The sequence below is a fragment of the Mesorhizobium sp. P2_E6 genome, assembly GCF_056403835.1.
The window spans coordinates 484367-502211 of the sequence record NZ_JBFUEQ010000002.1 but is presented as its reverse complement, the minus strand read 5'-3'; the positions used below and the strand labels follow the sequence as shown (position 1 = coordinate 502211).

The following is a 17845-nucleotide window of genomic DNA, read 5'->3' as shown; positions in this document are numbered from 1 at the left end:
GCATCATGCAGCCCGCGGTTCCGATCGATGTCGACGAGACAAGCGGCATCTGGCGGACCGACGGGCTGCCCATGGTCTATTTGCCCAGGCACTTCCTGGTTAACAATCATCTCGCGGTCGAGGCAGCCCTCGGGCGCGACGCCTATCGCGCCATCCTGCGCACCGCGACGGCAAAGTCCGCCATCGAATGGTGCGAGGCGCAGGTGCAGGGCAAGGGCCTCGATCCGGAGGCGACGTTCCGCCATTATTTCCAGCGCCTGTCGCAGCGCGGCTGGGGCCAGTTCTCGATCGACACGCTGGATGTGGGCGGGCGCTTCGGCAGCATCAGCCTGAGGAATTCGATCTTCGCGCTGGAGGCCGGGCAGGGGCCAGGCCAGCGCGTCTGCTACATGTTCGAGGGTTTTGTCACCGGCGCCTTCTCGTTCCTGCTCGGTCTTGCGGCACCGACGCAAGTCGAATGCGAGGAGACATACTGCGCCTGTGATGGCCGGCACGACCATTGCCGGTTCGACTTCGCGGAAAGGCGTCCTGCCTGAGGCGCGCTACGGCCGGATGAGGGTCAGGGACCGTGGGGGCCGCACAGGTCGAGCGTCCATTGGATGGTTCCGCAATAGTCGCCGGCGTAGCCGTCGTAACTGCCGTAGCCATTGTAGTAGCCGTCTATCCAGCCATCATCGCCGACCCGATCGTCGCCGGTCCAACCGCCGCTGACCCACCCGCCGCGGTGCCCATGTCCACCACGCACAGCGTGTCGATGCGCGCCACCGTGATGGGCAGCAGTGTGGTGGACACTATGGTGCCTCACGACCGCGGCATTGGCGTCGGTGGTCAACGGGATCGCGCTCGTGGCCAACGCCAGTACGATGGAAGTGATGAATGCTATTTGCCTTTTCATGAGGATGCCTCCTGTTCATGCGAGACATACATGGGGAGGAAAACGACCTCTCACTCGACACGTTCCTTCACGAAATCGGGACGACATTCGCTGAAACGCAAATGAACCGGAAAACTCCACGCAACGGCCGTTTGCCAATGTCCTCGCAGGGATAGCCGCGGTCAAGATTTGTTGACCTCCATCAAGCCCAAATTGACTACCGCTTGCCTTTTTGTCGGACCATAAGACAGGCCGTGCGGTCAGGTCTCGGCTGGCTGGCGCGCACAAGGCAATCTTGCCTTTGAACGCGGATGCGCCAGCTTGGGCTGCAACATATAGCCGCCTGCATGACGGAATTGGCCACAGCATTGGAACAGCCTCAATTTGCCACCGAGCGCGACCCGAGGTTGAGGCTAATCATTCCGATCATCGTCGCCATCGCGTTTCTGATGGAGCAGCTCGATTCCACCATCATCACCACCGCGATCCCGGCCATCGCGCGCAGCCTCGACACGACACCGGTCAGGCTGAACCTGGCGATCACCACCTACATCCTGACCTTGGCCGTGTTCATCCCCGTCAGCGGCTGGTTCGCGGACAGGTTCGGCGCACGAAGAGTATTCGCGCTGGCGCTTTTCACCTTCACCCTTGGTTCGGCGCTGTGCGGCATCGCCAGCAGTTTCGGCATGCTGCTGGCGATGCGCGCGCTGCAGGGGCTGGGCGGTGCCATGATGACGCCCGTCGGGCGGCTGATCCTGCTGCGCAGCTTTCCGCGCAGCGGCTTGATCACCGCCATGACGTACATGACCTTGCCCGCCATCATGGGACCTGTCATCGGGCCGCTGCTCGGCGGCCTGTTGACCACATATGCCTCGTGGCGCTGGATATTCTATGTCAACGTGCCGTTCGGCTGCCTTGGCATTGCCGCTGCGCTGCGCTTTGTCGACGATTTCCATGAGGAAGCGGTGCAACGTTTCGACTTCGCCGGATTCCTGATGGTGGGATGCGGCGTCGCACTGCTGCAATTCGGGCTGGAAAGCATCGGCCGGCCGATCATCCCTGTCTCGGCGACAGTGCTGGTGCTGGCAGCGGCGGTCCTGCTGCTGCTCGCGTTCGGGCGCTATGCGCGCCGCGTCGTCGCGCCGGCAGTTGACCTGACGCTGTTTCGGTTTCGCTCGTTCTGGGTCGGTACGCTGGCCGGCGGCTTGTGCCGTGTCGGCCTCAACGGCGTGCCGTTCCTGTTGCCGCTGATGCTGCAGGTCGGCTTTGGCATGAGCCCGGTTACCTCCGGCTCGCTGACATTCGTCGGCAGCTTCGGCGCCTTGCTCATTCGGCCGCTGCTGTCGCCGCTGTTGCGGCGCTTCGGTTTCAATGTCGTGCTGATCGGCAGTGCGCTTGTCGGCTCCGCCGCTGTGGCGGGCTTCGCCCTGATCGGCGTCGACACGCCACACTGGATGATCGGCCTCTACGTCTTCGTGTTCGGCATCATCCGGTCGGCGCAGTTCATGACCTCCAACACGCTGTCCTACGCCGACCTGCCGGCGGACAAATTGAGCCGCGCCACCAGCCTCGGCGGCGTCCTGCAGCAGCTCAGCGTTTCGCTCGGCGTTTCAATCGCCGCCATGGTGCTGGGTCTGGTTGCCGGGGAAACCCACATCGTGACACCGGGGCGCTTTCATCAGGTGTTCCTGCTGACCGCGATCATCCCGCTGCTGTCCATTCCCGGCTTCCTGTATCTGCGCGCCGAGGACGGCGTGCAGGTCAGCGGCCACGTTCGCAAGGACAATTCTCGCAAATAGGGCGACGAAAGTTATGGCCTAGCATCGCGCGCGTATACGGGCATACTTGCATCCACATAGGGAACCATCGTTAGGTGCCCTGAACTTCAGCTCTCCGCCGGCTTGCGTTCGACGATGTAGATGTGGTCGGCCGCCAGCACCACTTCGCCGCGCTGGTTGATCACTTCGCAGCGCTCGATGACCCGTCCCGAAGCCGGCCGCTTGGGATCGTCTTCCTTGGCCGCGATGGTGGTGCGCGTCCGGATCGTGTCGCCGATGAACACCGGCTTGATGAAGCGCAGCCGGTCGTAACCATAGGAAAAGGCGACAGGATTGACGACGGTCGCCGTCAGCCCGATGCCGATCGAGAACACCAGCGTGCCATGCGCGATGCGCTGGCCGAATGGCGTCGTCTTCATGAACTCGGCGTCCATGTGATGCGGGAAGAAATCGCCGGTGTGGCCGGCATGGACGACAAAGTCGGTTTCGGTGATGGTGCGGCCGCTGGTGAGGCGCGACGCTCCGATCTCGTAGTCCTCGAAATACTGGATCTGTTCCATCAGGGTCTTTCCGCGATCGGTGTCGCCGGTGCCGCACTCGATTGATAGGCCGCCTCGACCAGCGCCATCGTGCTCCAGGCATCCTCGACCGGACTGATCAGCTTCGCATCTTCGCCGGCTGCAGAACGCTGGACATTGGCCATGCGGCCGACGAAGGCATCGGGAAACCACTCGCCGGCCAAGGGCACCGCGACCCAGTCCGTCCCGCCTTTGGGGTAGATTTCCAGCACATCCGGTTCACCGCGCGGATAGTCGAGGTTGAGGCCGAGTTTGAGATAGGCCGCGCCCTCGGTGCCGCAGATGCGGAACTCGCAGGCCTGGTGCCGGCGGCCGAACTTGTGGTCATGGTTGATCGACAGCGCGCAGCGCACCGTGTTGCCATAGTCGAGAATGGCGCTGGTGCGCGTCTGCGCCACCGCATGGTTGGGATGGCCGAGCGTCTTGGCGTGCACGCCTCGGGGGTCACCGAGCAACTGCCGGATCAGGTCGAGATAGTGGATCGAATGCATGGCGATCTCGACGCGTGGCGCCTTGAGCAGGAATTCCCACAGTTCCCACGGTGTCGCCAGCGCCAGCCAGGCGTCGAAGTCGACGATCTCGCCGAGCCAGCCCTTGGCGATCGCGTCCTTGAGCGCCAGCATCATCGGCGCGAAGCGCAGCTGGAAGTTCACCGCTGCCTGAAGCTTTTTGGCGCGGCAGATTTCGAGGATCGTGGTTGCTTCAGTGAGGTTGCTGCCCATTGGCTTCTGGATCAGCGCCACCGCGCCGTCAGGCAAGGATTTCAGCACATCGGCATGGCGCGACGGCGGTGTCGCGAGGTCGAAGATCGCGCCCTTGACGGCTGCAGCCTCCTCGGCGGAACGAAAGGCTGTCACACCCCATTGGGTGGCTAGTTTTTCAGCTCGAGCATGATCGGGATCGTAAAGCCCGGCGATCGGGAAGCCGGCCTTCCTGTAGGCCGGGAAATGCGCGTCGCCGACGATCGACCCGGCCCCGAAGGTGACGATCGGCCGGGGCGTCGAAGGTTTGGGCCAGGACTGGGCGAGTGAGGCAGGGTCGAAACCGCCTTCAATCATGATGGAAGACCTCGTCCATCGCTGCCCACCATTCGCCTTCCCCGCGCGTCGCCAGCGGTTCCTGGCAAGGCATGCAGACCGCCCACCATTCCTGCGTCCTCGGGTCGGCTGCCATCTTGGCCATGTCGGCCGCGTAGTCGGTGCCGTGATATTCGAACGTGCTGAACAGCAGGTTCTCCGGCCGCTTCAGGTAGATCGAGTAGTTCTTGATGTTGCAGGCCGAGATCATGGTCAGCACGTCCGGCCAGACAGTAGCGTGAAGGCGGACATACTCCTCGACCTTTTCCGGCTTCAGCCCCAGAACCATCCCCATCCGCTGCATATCAGTCTCCTATCCGGTGATCGCCGTGGTGAATTCGGCGATGCTCATGGCCTTGACCGCGTCCCAGTCCCAATCGATGCCGATGCCCGGTTCGTGGGGCGCCAGCGCCTGGCCATCCTCGATGCGCATATGCTTGCCGGTCAACTGGTCGAGCTGCGGAATGTACTCGACATAGCGGCCGTTCTGAACTGCGCAGGCCAGGCTGACATGCAGTTCCATCAGGAAATGCGGGCAGACCGGAATGTCGAAGGCCTCCGCTGCATGGGCGATCTTGAGCCAGGGCGTGATGCCGCCGATGCGGCCGACATCGACCTGGACGATCGAGCAGGCGCCTTTTTGCATGTATTCGCGGAAATGGCGGATGGAATAGAGCGACTCGCCGATGGCGATCGGCGTCGGCGTTGAATTCGACAACCGCACATGCCCGTCGATATCGTCGGCCGGCAGCGGCTCTTCGATCCAGGCGAGGTCGAGCTCGCGCAGCCTGGCCGCGCGCCGGATCGCTTCGTCGACAGAGAACCCCTGATTGGCGTCGGTCATGATCTCGTAGCCGTCGCCCACCGCCTTGCGCACCGCCGAGAGGCGGGCAAGATCCTCCGACCCGTGCGGCCTGCCGATCTTCACTTTTGAGCCGCGAAAGCCCTTGGCCTTGGCGGCCAGCGCATCGTCGACCAGCGCCTGAGTCTCGATGTGCAGCCAGCCGCCTTCGGTCGTGTAGAGCGGGCAGCGGTCCTTGGCGCCGCCGGCCAGCTTCCACAGCGGCAGGTTCTGCTTTTTCGCCCGCAGGTCCCACAGCGCCGTATCGATCGCAGCGATCGCGATGGCGGTGATCGCGCCGATCGTGGTGGCGTGGGTGGCAAATTCGAGATCGTGCCAGATCGCCTCGATCATGTCGGGGTCGCGGCCGATCAGGCGCGGTGCCAGATGGTCGGACAAGAGCCGCATCACCGACGAGCCGCCGGTCCCGATCGTATAGCTGTAACCGGTGCCGACCGCGCCGTCGGAATCGGTGATCGTCACGATGGGCGTTTCCTGGCTGACGAAGCTCTGGATTGCGTCGGTGCGCTTGACCTTGGGAACAAGGTCCACCATCCGCAGTTCGACTTTCTCGATTCTGGCCATGTCGTCAGCTCCGCAATGTCTTCCCGGTGTCGGCGGCAAACAGATGTGCCTGCGACATGTCGAAACTCATGGCGATCCGCTCGCCCGATTTCAGCGGCCTCGGGTTCAGCATGCGCGACACCCAGTCAGTGCCGTTGAATTCGACGAACACCAGCGTCTCGTTGCCGAGCGGTTCGGTGACGGTGATCGGCAGCTCGATCTGGTGGACGTCGGCGGCGCCGCCGGAACTGATGCCATGGCCGGTCGGATAGATGTCGTCCGGCCGCAGCCCGAACACGACCTTCTCGCCGGTGGCAACATTGGACTTGAACTGGTCGGGCAGCGGCAGTTTTTCGCCGCTGGCGAAAACCATCTGGCTGTCATCGATCGTGGCTTCGTGCAGGTTCATCGGTGGCGAGCCGATGAAGCCGGCAACGAAGCGCGTCGCCGGCCGCCGGAAAACCTCGTCGGGCGTGCCGACCTGTTCGATATGGCCGTCGCGCATGATGACGATGCGGTCGGCAAGCGTCATCGCCTCGACCTGATCATGGGTGACATAGATCACCGTCGACTGCACCTTGGCATGCAGTTTCTTGATCTCGGTGCGCATCTGCGTGCGCAGCTTGGCGTCGAGGTTGGAGAGCGGCTCGTCGAACAGGAAGACGTCGGGATCGCGCACAATGGCGCGGCCCATGGCAACGCGCTGCCGCTGGCCACCGGACAGTTGCGACGGGCGGCGGTCCAGCAGCGTGTCGAGGCCCAGGATGGCCGAGGCCTCGGCGACGCGTCGGTCCATGTCTTCCTTGGCCGCACCGGCGATCTTCAGGGAGAAGCCAAGATTCTCGCGCACCGTCATATGCGGATAGAGCGCATACGACTGGAACACCATCGAGATATTGCGCGAGCGCGGCGGCAGGTCGTTGACGATGCGGCCACCAATCTCGATCGAACCGGCGCTGATCTCCTCCAGCCCGGCGATCATGCGCAGCGTCGTCGACTTGCCGCAGCCGGAGGGGCCGACCAGCGCGATGAATTCGCGGTCGGCGATGTCGAGGTCGATACCGTGCACGATCCCGACATTGCCATAGCGCTTGGTCAGCTTGGTGAGGGAAACGGTTGCCATGGGTGTCAGCCTTTCACCGCGCCGGAGGTCAGGCCGCCGACAAGGTGTTTCTGGACGATGTAGGTGAGGGTGAGCGCCGGAATGATCATCACCACGGCGAGCGCGCACATGCCGCGCCAGTCGATGGTGAACTCAGCCGTGTAGTCGAGCAGGCCGACCGGCAGCGTCTTGGCGCTCACCGAGCGGGTCAGCTGCGAAGCCAGCGCGAATTCATTCCAGCAGGTCAGGAAGGCGAAGATGGCGGCCGACGCGATGCCCGGCCCGGCGAGCGGGAACTCGACCTGCCAGAACGCCTGCCAGCGCGTGCAGCCGTCGATCTGCGCCGCTTCAGCGAGGTCCTTCGGCACCTGGCGGAAGAAGCCGTCGATCAGCCAAATCGTGAACGGCACGTTGAGCGCGACATAGGCAAGGATCAGTCCGAAATGCGTGTCGATGATGCCAAGCCGCACATAGAGGAAGAACAGCGGCAGCGACAGTGCGATGCCTGGCACCGTCCGCGTAAGCATCAGGCCGAGGAAGACGCTCGACTTTCCGCGGAAGCGGTAGCGCGCAAACGCATAGCCGCCGGCCATGCCGATGGCCACCGCAATGATCGTCGACGTCACCGAGATGATCAGCGAGTTGCGGAAATATTCGATCACCGGGATGCCGCCCTTGCCGATGCCGCTGAACATGGCGACATAGGCGTCGAACGAGATTTCCTGCGGGATCCACACTGGGGGCTTGGCCATGATCTCGACGGTCGGCCGCAGCGACGACAACACGATCCACAGACCGGGTAGGCAGATGGTCAGCATCGCCAGGAACAGGCCGATGCGGTAGACGATGCCTGTGAGCCGGCGCTTCAAGCGGGCGGAAGAATTCTCGTCCATCTTCACCACTCCGCACCGATCTGCGTGCGCGCCGCGGCGAGCTTGTTGAAGAAGTAGACGGTGAAGGCGATCGACAGCAGGATCGAGAAATAGGCCATGGCATTGGCCATGCCCATGCGTCCGTCGCTATAGGCGGTGCGCGCCACCAGCGTCCACAACAGCTCGGTGCGGCCCGCCGGTCCGCCATCGGTCATGATCTTGACGATGTCATAGGCGCGCGCCACGTCGAGCGAGCGAATGGTCATGGCGATGTAGGCGAAGGGCATGACGAACGGCCACGTCACATAACGGAATGTCTGCCATGGCGTGCAGCCGTCGACGCGCGCCGCCTCGATCGGCTCCTTGGGCATGGCGAGCAGGCCGGCCAGGATCAGGATGGCGAAGATCGCGGTCGACGACCAGATTTCGGCGATCGAAATGGCGATGAAGGCGAGATGGCTCTCGATCAGCCACGGTATGGCGTCCTGCGTGAGCCCAAGCGACTGCAAGGCATTGTTCACCAGGCCGATATTGTCGTTGAACATGAATTTGAATTGGAAGCCGACCAGGATCGGCGAGAACATCATCGGAAACATCATCAGCGTGCGCAGGATGCGCTGGCCGCGCGTCGCCTTCTCGACCAGCATCGCCAGGCCGAGGCCAAGCAGCATTTCGAGATTGAGCGCGATCGTCAGCAGCAGCACGGTGCGACCGAACGCCCACCAGAAATCGGTGTTGGACAGGATCGAAAGATAGTTCCTGAAGCCGATAAAGACGAAGAAAGTCTCGGGCCGCGTCAGGCGGAAAGGCGTGAAGCTGGAATAGAGCGACAAAAGCAGCGGCACCACGACAACCGCCGCCAGCACGATGACAGCCGGAAGCAGCAGCAGGAATGGCGGGGATGGCTTGAAGCCCTTCATCAGGATCCTGTGGGGTGTTGCATTCAACTGTCGGTGCCCCTTCTTCGTCGAGGCCCGGACCGGGGAACGGAAGGCTATCATGGATCGGTCAGCACACTCGCCCCGGCAAGGCGCGATCGCCTCCCCCATCGCTGATGGGGGAGGCCGTCTTGGGAGCAGTCGCTAGAGCTTGCCGGCGTCCTGGAGGATCTGCGTCGCCTTGGCGGCGGCCTCATCCAGTGCCTGCTTGGAAGTCTTGTCGCCGAGGATCGCCGCCTGCAGCTCGGGATAGACGGCGTTCGAGATCTCGATCCACTCAGGCGTCTGCGGCACGGCAAAGGCGTGCTTGGCTTCTTCCTGGAAGGCGGCAAGGACCTCCTTCTTGTAAGGGTCGTTTGCCGCTTGCTGCAGGTCCCAGTCCCAGACCGCGGTGCGGGTCGGCAGCGGACCTGCGGCAGCCTCGAGCTTCTGGCTGTCCTCGTTGGTCAGCCACCACACCAGGGAAGCCGCGGCCTCCTTGTTGGGACAGTTCTCGGTCACCGAGAAGCCATGGAAACCGGACCAGCCGGTGCGCTTGCCCGAGGAGCCCTTCGGCGCAACCTTGACGCCGACATTGCCGGCGACTTTCGACGACTTCGGATCGTTGAAGAATCCTGCCCAGCCCGGCCAGTCGAGGTTGATGGCGACGGTTCCGGAGGCAAAGCCCTGGCCGAGGTCGTCCCAAAGATAGTTGGTCGTGCCGGCCGGCACTGCCTTGGCCTTGTAGAGGTTGACGAACCAGTCGAGCGCCTTGATGCCTGCTTCGGAGTTGAAGACCGGCTTGCCGTCCTTGTCGAGGTACTCGCCGCCTTCGGCGACCACCATCTCGTAGAAACGACCATTGATCGCCTCTTCCTTGCCGGCGAACTGGGTGCCGTAGAAATTGGGCGGCTTGGCGAAGAACTCAGCCTGGTCGGTGACTTCCTTCCAGGTGTCCGGCGGCACCAGATCATAGCCGTATTTCGCCTTGAACTTGGTCTTGTTGTCGGCGTTCTCGTACAGGCTCTTCTGGTAGTAGAGCGCCGAAACGTCGAACTGCGCGCGGGGCAGCATCTCGAGCTTGCCGTCGATGGTTGCCGACTTGATCGTCGAAGGCACGAAGGCGTCGATCTCTGCCTTGGGCAAGAGCTTGCTGAGATCGGTGTAGAGGCTCGTATACTGCGGCGCGAAGGACGAATGGTTCCAGCCGACGCACCAGTTGGTGCTGCCCGAGGCGATGTCGGACTTGAGCTCCTTGTCGATGTCGAAGCCGTTCTTCTTGGTCAGGATGTTGACCTTGGCGCCGGTAAGCTTCTCCCATTCGGGGATACGCTCATAGAGTTTTTCATATTGCTGGCCGCCGATCAGCTTTGCGTCGATGGTGACGCCTTCGAACTTGCCGGGCAGGTCGCCGGCAAGGGCCGTGCCTGCACCGAATGCAAGCAACAATGCGCCGGCGGACACGCCGGAAAGCAATCTGTTCATTGGTATCCTCCCTTGGTGCGCCTCAGTGGCGACCGCAACTCGTCTGATGACAAGAAGCGCTACATTCATATACAAACAAAACATTCACGGGTACGTCAAGGCGAAATTTGTTTCCGTCGGCTGCGTTCCTGCGTATATGAAGAATCGAATTCACTGGAGAGATGCGCCATGGATGACAGCGAAGACGAGCGCTATCGCGCGCCGGCGCTCGACAAGGGGCTCGACATCCTCGAACTGCTGGCCGGCGTGGACGGCGGCCTGACGCAAGCCGAAATCGCCAAGAAACTCGACCGCAGCCCCAACGAATTCTACCGCATGCTCGACCGGCTGGTGCGGCGCGGCTATGTCACCCGGCTGGATGGCGACCGCTATTCGCTGACGCTGAAGTTGTTTGGCCTGGCGCAACTGCATGCGCCGGTGCGGCGGCTGGTTTCCTACGCAACGCCGCTGATGCGCGAGCTGGCAGAGACATCGCAGCAGGCCAACCAACTCGTTGTTTTTGATCGTGGTTCCGCCGTCGTGATCGCCCAGCAGGAGGCACCGAACTACTGGGGAATCTCGATCCGCGTCGGCTCGCACATCAGCCTGTTCGACACCGGCTCGGGCCATGTGTTGCTCGCCTTCCGCTCCCAGGAAGAGCGGCAGATGATGATTTCCGAGCACGTCCGCAGCACCGACAAGACCGCGCAATCGGCCGAGTTCTTCGCCCGGCTCGACCAGATCCGCGACCGTGGTTACGAGATGATGGCTTCGATGCAGACCGCCGGTGTCTTCAACCTGTCGGCCCCGGTGCGGAGTTCCGACGGCAAGGCGATCGCGGCACTGTCGATTCCCTACATCACCGTCGTCAACGCGCCCTCCGCGCCTGACATCACCAGGACCATCGAACTGTTGCTGGTCACGGCCGAAAAGCTGTCGCACCTGGCCGGATCGGCGGTCGGATCGTCGACATGAATTCTTATTTGAATGAAGAATTCCTCCGTGAGATGATCTGACGACCCAAGAGGAGGAGCTACAGTGATCGTCGATACCCATCTGCATCTCATCGATCGTTCGGTGCTGCGCTATCCCTGGCTTGCCGGCGTGCCGGCGCTTGACCGCGATTTTTCCTATGAGGAATACGCCGTGGAGGCCCACCGCGTCGGCGTCGGGCGCGTGCTGCATATGGAGGTCGACGTCGATCCGGCGGACATCGAAGCCGAGACCACTCGTGTCGAAAAGTTGTCGATGCAGCCCGGCAGCATGCTGGCCGGTGCGATCGCGTCCTGCCGGCCGGAACAAGCAGACTTTGCCGCCTATCTCGAGCGGCAGCGGGCAGATCCCTTCGTGAAGGGTTTCCGCCGCGTCCTCCATGTCGTACCCGACGATCTCTCGGAAGGCCCGTTGTTTCGGGACAACATCAAGCGGCTTGGCGGCAGCGGGTTGACCTTCGATCTGGTCGTGCTGCCGCACCAGATTCCCAGGGCGATCGCGCTTGTTGACCTGGCGCCAGATGTCCAGTTCGTGCTCGACCATTGCGGTGTCCCCGATATCAAGGGCAATGGCGAACATCCATGGCGCGAACACATGAGCGAGATCGCGCGCCGCCCGAATGTCATGGCCAAGATTTCCGGCATCGTCGCCTATGCCGATCCCGGCAGTTGGACGGCCGGGACGCTGCGGCCCTATGTCGAACACACCATCGATGCGTTCGGCTGGGACCGCGTTGTCTGGGGCAGCGACTGGCCGGTCTGCACGCTTGGTGGCGGCCTCTCGACCTGGGTGGCGGCGACCCATGCGCTGCTGTCAGGTTGCAGCGTCGATGAACGCGACAGGCTCTTGTTCGCGAATGCCCGCAAGCTGTGGCGGCTCGACTAGCTGGGTTCGTTCGTTCTCGCCTCAGCGCGGGACACCTGCACCGGAACACTTTCCCGGAACAGGCGATTGAGATCGGCAACGACCTGGCCAGCCCGGTGGCTGGATGTCAGGCCGGCGACGATGCGGTCGGACGCCGCCTGCTGGAACGCCATGTAACCATCATGGCGCGGGCGCACCCATGAGCCTTCCAGCGTCACGCGCGTATCGCGATAAAAGTTGCCGGTGGCGGCGTTGACCTCCTGATCTTCCCATGCCGCGGCATGGCCGGGCTGGCCGCCCGCGGCGGCATAGGCACCGCGCTGGACATCGCTACCGGCGACCCAGTAGGCGAAGTCGATCGCCGCATCCTTTGCCTTGGAAAAGGCTGAAACCGCTATGCCGGTGCCGCCAAGCGCCGAACCGATGGGACCGCCGGCGCCGATGACCGGGATATCGGCGAAGGCAAGGCGGTGCGCGCGGAACCCAGCCATCGCATAGGAGACGTAACCATAGATCAGCGGCGCGCAGACGATTCTGGAATCCGTCTCTGCCATGCGCTCCGAGACGGCGATCGGATCCATGTCAAAGCAGGCCGGGTCGACCAGCGCGGCGATCTCGCGCATAGCCTCGAAGACGTCGCTGCCGGTCTCAATGTCGATGAGATCGTGGGAGGGATCGGTCGCGCAGGCATGACCGAGATTGCCGGCAAGCGTGTAGAAGACCATCAGCGCGTGGGGCGGCCGCAACGGCAACAGCACGCGGCCTTGCCCGGCGAGATCGAGCACCTCGCTCCAACGCGATGGCGGCGCACCGAGTGCATCCGGTCGCCAGGCCTGGACCTGGCTGGCCGCATCGATTGGGAACGCCCACTGCCGTCCCTGCCAGTTGTAGCTCGGATAGGATTTTCCGGCGCTGCCCGAGGCAAGGGCCGCGCGCTCCGCCTCGCGGCCGGTGACGTCGAGCGGCTCGAGGCAGCGCTCCGCCGTGATCTGGCCGACATGCGGATGATCGATGACGATGAGGTCATAGGCCCGCGCCAGTTCCTCGACCGGGAAGGACTCGAAATCCTGCAGCGAACGCTTGTCCCATTCGATGGCGACCCCGGTGTTCTGCTTCCATAGCGACGAGCAGGCGACCATCGGATCGTAGCCGCGCGGATGGCTCCAGGTCATGCCCCTGAGAGTGGGCGCGAGTGTGGTCACAGCCCGAACTCCTCGCGGATCGCAGCGCTATGCTCGCCGATGCGCGGTGCCGCCCGGTCGACCTTGGCTCTGACACCGTCGACCCTGAGCGGCGAACTGGTGGTAAGGATCGAGACGTCGTCCTCGCGCGTCACCGTCTGCAGCATGTCGAGCGACTGGAACCCTTCGCTTGCCAGCATTTCCGGCCAGGTCAGTACCTTGGCGCACCAGATGTCGGCCGGCTCCAGGATATCAAGCCACTCGTCGATGGTCTTGGTAGCGATCCTTTGTGCGATGATCGCCTTGATGTCGTCGCGCGCCGTGAACCACGATGCCGGTTTGTCGCGATAGGGCGCCAGTTCGCCAAGCGACAACAGATCGGCCAGCTTGGGGATCGGCGTCATGGCGATGGCGAGATAACCGTCCTTGGCGGGGTAAACGCCGTAAGGCGCAGAAAGATAGGCATGCGCGCTGCGGAAGTTGGAGCGTCGGGGCAAGCGACGGCCGTCGTTGAGATGCGTGGTCAGCACCTCGAACTGGAAATCGACCAGCGCTTCCAGCAGGCTGGTTTCGATATGGCTTCCCTGGCCGGTGATGCCGCGCCGCACCAGCGCCGCCAGGATGCCCTGTGCGCAGGCGGCACCGGCCAGCATGTCGCCGATGGCGAGGCCGAAGGGCACCGGGCCCTGGTCTTCGTCGCCGTTCAGCCACATCACACCGGAGCGCGACTGCGCCAGCAGATCCTGGCCCGGCCGCTTGACCCAGGGGCCGTCCTCGCCATAGCCGCTGATCGAGGCGTAGACCAGACGCGGGTTGATCTTGCGGACGGCTTCGTAGTCGAGGCCGAGCCGCTCGATGACGCCCGGCCGGAAATTCTGGATCAGCACATCGGCATTGGCCAGCAGGCCGCGCAGCACCTTGAGGTCGGTCTCGTTCTTAAGGTCGATGGCGAAACTTTCCTTGGCCCGGTTGATGGCATGGAAGATGGTGGAATCGCCGCCGATCTCGGTGTCGCTGAGGTAGAGCCGGCGCGACAGGTCGCCGCCATCCGGACGCTCGATCTTGATGACGCGGGCGCCGAGGTCGAGCAGCCTGAGCGAGCAATAAGGCCCGGACAGGAACTGGCTCATGTCGACGACGACGAGACCGGCAAGCGGCAATTCGGCTGCTACCGGCATCGCTATTTCTCCGTCTTGCCGACAAAGTCGGCCGGGTTTCGGTACTTCACCGTCTGCAGATGCTCGCAGTAGAGAACGAGTTCGCCTTCGCCCTTGAACACCTCGTAGCTGGCGCGGATCAGCCCCATCTCCTTGTAGCGCGGCTTCTTGTCGAGGTTGGAGCGGATCGAATAAATCGTATCGCCAATGAAGACAGGCTTTATGAAGCGGAGCTTGTCGTAGCCATAGGAAAAGGCGTTGATGCAATTGGTGGCGACCAGCCCGAGGCCAGCCGAGAACACGAAAGCACCGGCGATCAGCCGCTTGCCGAAAATGCCTTCCGTCTCGGCAAACATCTGGTCCTGCACATAGGGGTGGATGTCGAGCACCAGCGTGTTGAACAGGTGGCTGTCGCCTTCCGCCATGGTGCGCCGCAATGAGCGAATTTTTTGACCGACCGGCCAGTCCTCATAGAACCAGTTCTCGGCGTTCCACACCGGCAGGGCGGCGTGATCCTCGGGCATGTTGGCGGGGTGCGTCGAGGCGACGCCGACGGTGTGCGCGAAGTCGTTCATGGTTGGCTCCGCCAGCCCTGTGGCGGGCACCGCAGAGGTGCTGGAGCACGCATCAAAGCGCCTGAAAGCACGACGTCTCCTCCGTCAATCTTCTTTTGTAAATAGTATTTTCACATATGGGATTCCGTTGCAAGCGCGTCTCGGCGAAATCTTGACTGTCCCCGCGCGCCGAAGCGTTGGCGGGCAGCGAGGAAAACTTGCACAATGCCTGTCTGATCTTCGTCGGCAGCCTGAACCGTGAGGCGCCGTATTTTCAGGGCGCGCGGTGTCGGTTTCGGTGTCTACAGCTTCGACGAAGCGACGCTGGAAACGCGAAAACTGGGCCGAGACCAATGACGTCAACCCGACATTCCTCGCGGTGACACCGGACGGCTCGCGCATCTATGCCAATTCAGAAGCCTCGGAACAAACTGGCCGGGGCTCAAGCCTGTTGGATTGCCGAGAGCTTCCAGTTCGAGCCGTTCTCCCGCATGAATGTCCACAGCTCGGTCGTCTCTGTCGGATGCTCATCGTCGCCTTCGACGACCTTGCCGGTGGCCCGTTGGCGCATCACGTCACGAGATTCGTAGCGCAGTGCGGCCGTGGCGTAGTCGCGGTCATCCTCGCGCCAGCTTTCCGCGATGTCGGCCTGCAGCAAAGTGATGTCCGATACGTCGTTCCTGAGACCCTTCTGGGCATTGTCGGCCAGCTCTTCGGACAAATAGGACACCATCTCGGGGGTCGTCGCCCGGCGCAGGGCGGCATGGTCTTCGCGCCCGAATGCTTCCTGGACGTCGGTCAACAGCTGCTGGAATGCGTCAAGATCGGTCTGAGCCAGCGTGATCTCCTCCGAACCGGTGGCTGGAGAGCCTCCGCCCGAACCGCCACCAAAGCCGGGAATTGTAAAGGAGCGTGCCGTGTCCGCCTGTTGCTGTGCCGTTGCGCGGTTCTCAAATCTCGAAACTTGAGCATTGGAAGATTGGGCATCGGAAGTTTGGCCATTGCCGGCACCCGCGAGCACAGGGCCACGCGCGGATTGCGACCGGAAAAAGCGAATGGCCAGCATGATTGCGCCACCTATCAGCAGGGCCTGAAGCAGGAAGCCGAACATGCCGGCCAGGCCGCCGAAGCCTTGGCCGACGAGCAGGCCGATCAGGCCACCGAGCAGCAGGCCGCGCATCATCGTTCCACCGAAGCCGCTCATGAAACCGGGCCTCTGCAGGCCGGCCTGCGGTTGCCGCACCGGAGTGTTCACGCCGGTGTTGGGCGTCATCGAACGCTCGACCGGAGCGATCGGCGCTGGTGCCGTTCTGGTCGGCGGTGCCGATTGGAACGTACGTGTGCCACGGCTGCCGAAACTGCCGCCGCGACGAGCCTCGGCGTGATCCATCGCGACCATGGAGAATGCAAGGACCAGCCCTGCAATCAGGGCGGCAAATCGGCTTGAGCGAGACATCATCGGGGGTGGCCTTTTTTCGATGTGGTTTCGGAAATTTTCAGCAAACGCCGGCCCGGACGCCGGACATCATGCGATCAGTCGAACAATTCTTCGAAGAATGATTTCTTCCGCTTGGGATAGCGGTGGCCCTGCGAGCGGGAATAATCGTCATCGCGCCCTTGGCCATGTTGCGGTTGGGAGAACGCTGCCGGCTGTGGCTGTTGCACAGGCGCGGCGTCCCTGCCGGAACGCTCGATGATCTTGTCGAGTTCGCCGCGATCAAGCCAGACGCCTCGGCACTGCGGACAATAATCGATCTCGATCCCCTGGCGTTCGCTCATCACGAGCGCAACGCGGCAGGAGGGGCAAACCAAACCAAGGAGGGAAGATGTCATGAGGGGCTCCAAACCAAAAAAGAATGAGCCCGCTTGACCGAAAAGAATGGAAACGGGCCCGTTATAGCGGTCCGACATCACAATCGCCAAAGAAGCGACAGTCAGAGGGGCCCGGCCCGCACAAGGCAATTAGGAATGCAGAGGCGCGCCTTCAAGGGGATTGTTGCTCAAACCGTCACCACAATCTTTCCGAACTGCCGGTTCGATTCCAGGAAGCGATGCGCCTCGACGACCTGCTCGAACGGGAAAGTTCTGTCGATGATCGGCCTCAGCGCGCCGGTCTCCAGGCCTTCGAGGATGAACGCTTTGGCCGCTTCCAGCTTCGCCGGGTTGCCGGTGATCTCATGGACGAGATAACCGCGCAGCGTCAGTGTCTTGGCCAGCACGGCAAACAGCGGGAACGGCGTCGGCTCGTGGCTGAGGCCACCATATTCGATGAGAATGCCACCCCGCGACATCGCCGCCGTCAGCGGCTCGAAGATCGGGCCGCCGATCGCATCGAACACGACGCGCACGCCTTGCGGCCCGGCGATTTCATCGAGCCGTGCGGCCAGATCCTCCTCCGTAGAGGCCACCACATAGGCCGCGCCGGCGTCAAGCAGGGCCTGCCTCTTGGCCGTTGTCCGCGTCACCGCAATCGCGGTCGCTCCAACCCTGTTGGCGATCTGGATCGCTGCAAGCCCGACACTGCTCGATGCCGCGGTGACGACAACGAAATCTCCGCTGTGCAGCCCGGCGATACCGATCAGCGCGCCATAGGCGGTGAGGTATTGCATCCAGACCGCCGCCGCCATTGGCCAGTCGAGCGAGGGCGGGTGCTTGACGACGAGCCCGGCAGGATAGGTGGCAAGCTCGCCATAGGCGGGCCAGCGGATCATCGACTGCGGCGGGATGATGCTGACGCTGTCGCCCGGCGCAAAGTCCTTCACACCTTCGCCCACCGCCTCGATGATGCCCGCCGCTTCGAGGCCAAGCCCCGAGGGTAGCGTCGGCGTTTCGATATAGGCACCCGCGCGCAGCAACGCCTCGGCGCGGTTGAGGCCAAGCGCCTTGACGCGGATTTGAACTTCGCCCGGCCCCGGTCCGGGAAGCTCGACATCCTCGATGCGCAGGACCTCGGGACCACCATGCTGGTGGAAGCGAACAAGACGTGCCATTCGGGTTACTCCAAATTATCTGAACCGAATAAGCTATGCA

Annotated in this window: 19 protein-coding genes; 4 read left to right on the top strand and 15 right to left on the bottom strand. The window is 62.9% G+C overall.

What is annotated here, in order from left to right; all coding sequences use genetic code 11:
- Positions 1 to 5 precede the first annotated feature (5 nt).
- A complete protein-coding gene (locus AC1D08_RS07060; protein ID WP_457155144.1) occupies positions 6 to 536 on the top strand; it encodes a DUF5943 domain-containing protein in 531 nt (176 codons plus the stop codon).
- 23 nt (positions 537 to 559) lie between these two features.
- On the opposite strand, the gene AC1D08_RS07055 is transcribed toward AC1D08_RS07060, so the two are convergent.
- Positions 560 to 895, bottom strand: a complete 336-nt coding sequence (locus AC1D08_RS07055; protein ID WP_477225853.1) for a hypothetical protein — start codon at positions 893 to 895, stop codon at positions 560 to 562.
- A gap of 347 nt (positions 896 to 1242) precedes the next feature.
- On the opposite strand from AC1D08_RS07055, the gene AC1D08_RS07050 reads away from it, so the two are divergent.
- Entirely contained in the window at positions 1243 to 2673 is a 1431-nt protein-coding gene (locus AC1D08_RS07050; protein WP_457153942.1) for a DHA2 family efflux MFS transporter permease subunit, read from the top strand.
- Positions 2674 to 2759: 86 nt separating this feature from the next.
- Here the strand turns inward: AC1D08_RS07050 and AC1D08_RS07045 are convergent, their stop codons facing one another.
- From AC1D08_RS07045 to AC1D08_RS07010, 8 genes are all read right to left on the bottom strand, one after another.
- Positions 2760 to 3215 carry a MaoC/PaaZ C-terminal domain-containing protein gene (locus tag AC1D08_RS07045; protein WP_167391954.1) on the bottom strand — a complete coding sequence of 152 codons (456 nt, stop codon included), beginning with the start codon at positions 3213 to 3215 and terminating at the stop codon, positions 2760 to 2762.
- The gene (locus AC1D08_RS07040; RefSeq protein ID WP_457153947.1) at positions 3212 to 4285 is read right to left on the bottom strand and encodes a Gfo/Idh/MocA family protein; all 1074 of its coding nucleotides are present in this window, start codon (positions 4283 to 4285) and stop codon (positions 3212 to 3214) included. The genes AC1D08_RS07045 and AC1D08_RS07040 overlap by 4 nt, the downstream gene beginning before the upstream one ends.
- A complete protein-coding gene (locus tag AC1D08_RS07035; RefSeq protein WP_457153943.1) occupies positions 4281 to 4610 on the bottom strand; it encodes an L-rhamnose mutarotase in 330 nt (109 codons plus the stop codon). The genes AC1D08_RS07040 and AC1D08_RS07035 overlap by 5 nt, the downstream gene beginning before the upstream one ends.
- A 9-nt stretch (positions 4611 to 4619) precedes the next feature.
- On the bottom strand, positions 4620 to 5732 hold the full coding sequence (locus tag AC1D08_RS07030) for a mandelate racemase/muconate lactonizing enzyme family protein (RefSeq protein WP_457153944.1): 1113 nt from the start codon (positions 5730 to 5732) through the stop codon (positions 4620 to 4622).
- 4 nt (positions 5733 to 5736) lie between these two features.
- The gene (locus tag AC1D08_RS07025; RefSeq protein ID WP_477422824.1) at positions 5737 to 6834 is read right to left on the bottom strand and encodes an ABC transporter ATP-binding protein; all 1098 of its coding nucleotides are present in this window, start codon (positions 6832 to 6834) and stop codon (positions 5737 to 5739) included.
- A gap of 5 nt (positions 6835 to 6839) precedes the next feature.
- The gene (locus AC1D08_RS07020) at positions 6840 to 7706 is read right to left on the bottom strand and encodes a carbohydrate ABC transporter permease (RefSeq protein ID WP_095080845.1); all 867 of its coding nucleotides are present in this window, start codon (positions 7704 to 7706) and stop codon (positions 6840 to 6842) included.
- 2 nt (positions 7707 to 7708) lie between these two features.
- A complete protein-coding gene (locus AC1D08_RS07015) occupies positions 7709 to 8605 on the bottom strand; it encodes a carbohydrate ABC transporter permease (RefSeq protein WP_095080847.1) in 897 nt (298 codons plus the stop codon).
- A 162-nt stretch (positions 8606 to 8767) separates the two neighbouring features.
- Positions 8768 to 10087 (bottom strand): ABC transporter substrate-binding protein, encoded by a 1320-nt coding sequence (locus AC1D08_RS07010; RefSeq protein WP_457155330.1) that lies wholly within the window; start codon positions 10085 to 10087, stop codon positions 8768 to 8770.
- Positions 10088 to 10255: 168 nt separating this feature from the next.
- On the opposite strand from AC1D08_RS07010, the gene AC1D08_RS07005 reads away from it, so the two are divergent.
- Positions 10256 to 11041 carry an IclR family transcriptional regulator gene (locus AC1D08_RS07005; protein ID WP_184871614.1) on the top strand — a complete coding sequence of 262 codons (786 nt, stop codon included), beginning with the start codon at positions 10256 to 10258 and terminating at the stop codon, positions 11039 to 11041.
- A 63-nt stretch (positions 11042 to 11104) separates the two neighbouring features.
- A complete protein-coding gene (locus tag AC1D08_RS07000; RefSeq protein WP_457153688.1) occupies positions 11105 to 11944 on the top strand; it encodes an amidohydrolase family protein in 840 nt (279 codons plus the stop codon).
- On the opposite strand, the gene AC1D08_RS06995 is transcribed toward AC1D08_RS07000, so the two are convergent.
- The 6 genes from AC1D08_RS06995 to AC1D08_RS06970 form a co-directional block, all read right to left on the bottom strand.
- Positions 11941 to 13095, bottom strand: a complete 1155-nt coding sequence (locus AC1D08_RS06995) for an extracellular solute-binding protein (RefSeq protein WP_457153689.1) — start codon at positions 13093 to 13095, stop codon at positions 11941 to 11943. The genes AC1D08_RS07000 and AC1D08_RS06995 overlap by 4 nt on opposite strands.
- 26 nt (positions 13096 to 13121) lie before the next feature.
- A complete protein-coding gene (locus tag AC1D08_RS06990) occupies positions 13122 to 14282 on the bottom strand; it encodes a CaiB/BaiF CoA transferase family protein (RefSeq protein ID WP_457153687.1) in 1161 nt (386 codons plus the stop codon).
- Between the two features lie 2 nt (positions 14283 to 14284).
- Entirely contained in the window at positions 14285 to 14836 is a 552-nt protein-coding gene (locus AC1D08_RS06985) for a MaoC family dehydratase (protein ID WP_457153686.1), read from the bottom strand.
- Positions 14837 to 15257: 421 nt separating this feature from the next.
- Complete coding sequence (locus AC1D08_RS06980; RefSeq protein WP_457153685.1) at positions 15258 to 16274, bottom strand: Tim44 domain-containing protein; 1017 nt, start codon at positions 16272 to 16274, stop codon at positions 15258 to 15260.
- 74 nt (positions 16275 to 16348) lie between these two features.
- Positions 16349 to 16648, bottom strand: a complete 300-nt coding sequence (locus AC1D08_RS06975; RefSeq protein WP_095081108.1) for a TFIIB-type zinc ribbon-containing protein — start codon at positions 16646 to 16648, stop codon at positions 16349 to 16351.
- A gap of 167 nt (positions 16649 to 16815) precedes the next feature.
- Positions 16816 to 17805, bottom strand: coding sequence for a zinc-dependent alcohol dehydrogenase family protein (locus AC1D08_RS06970; RefSeq protein WP_457150406.1), 990 nt, complete (start codon positions 17803 to 17805; stop codon positions 16816 to 16818).
- Positions 17806 to 17845 lie beyond the last annotated feature (40 nt).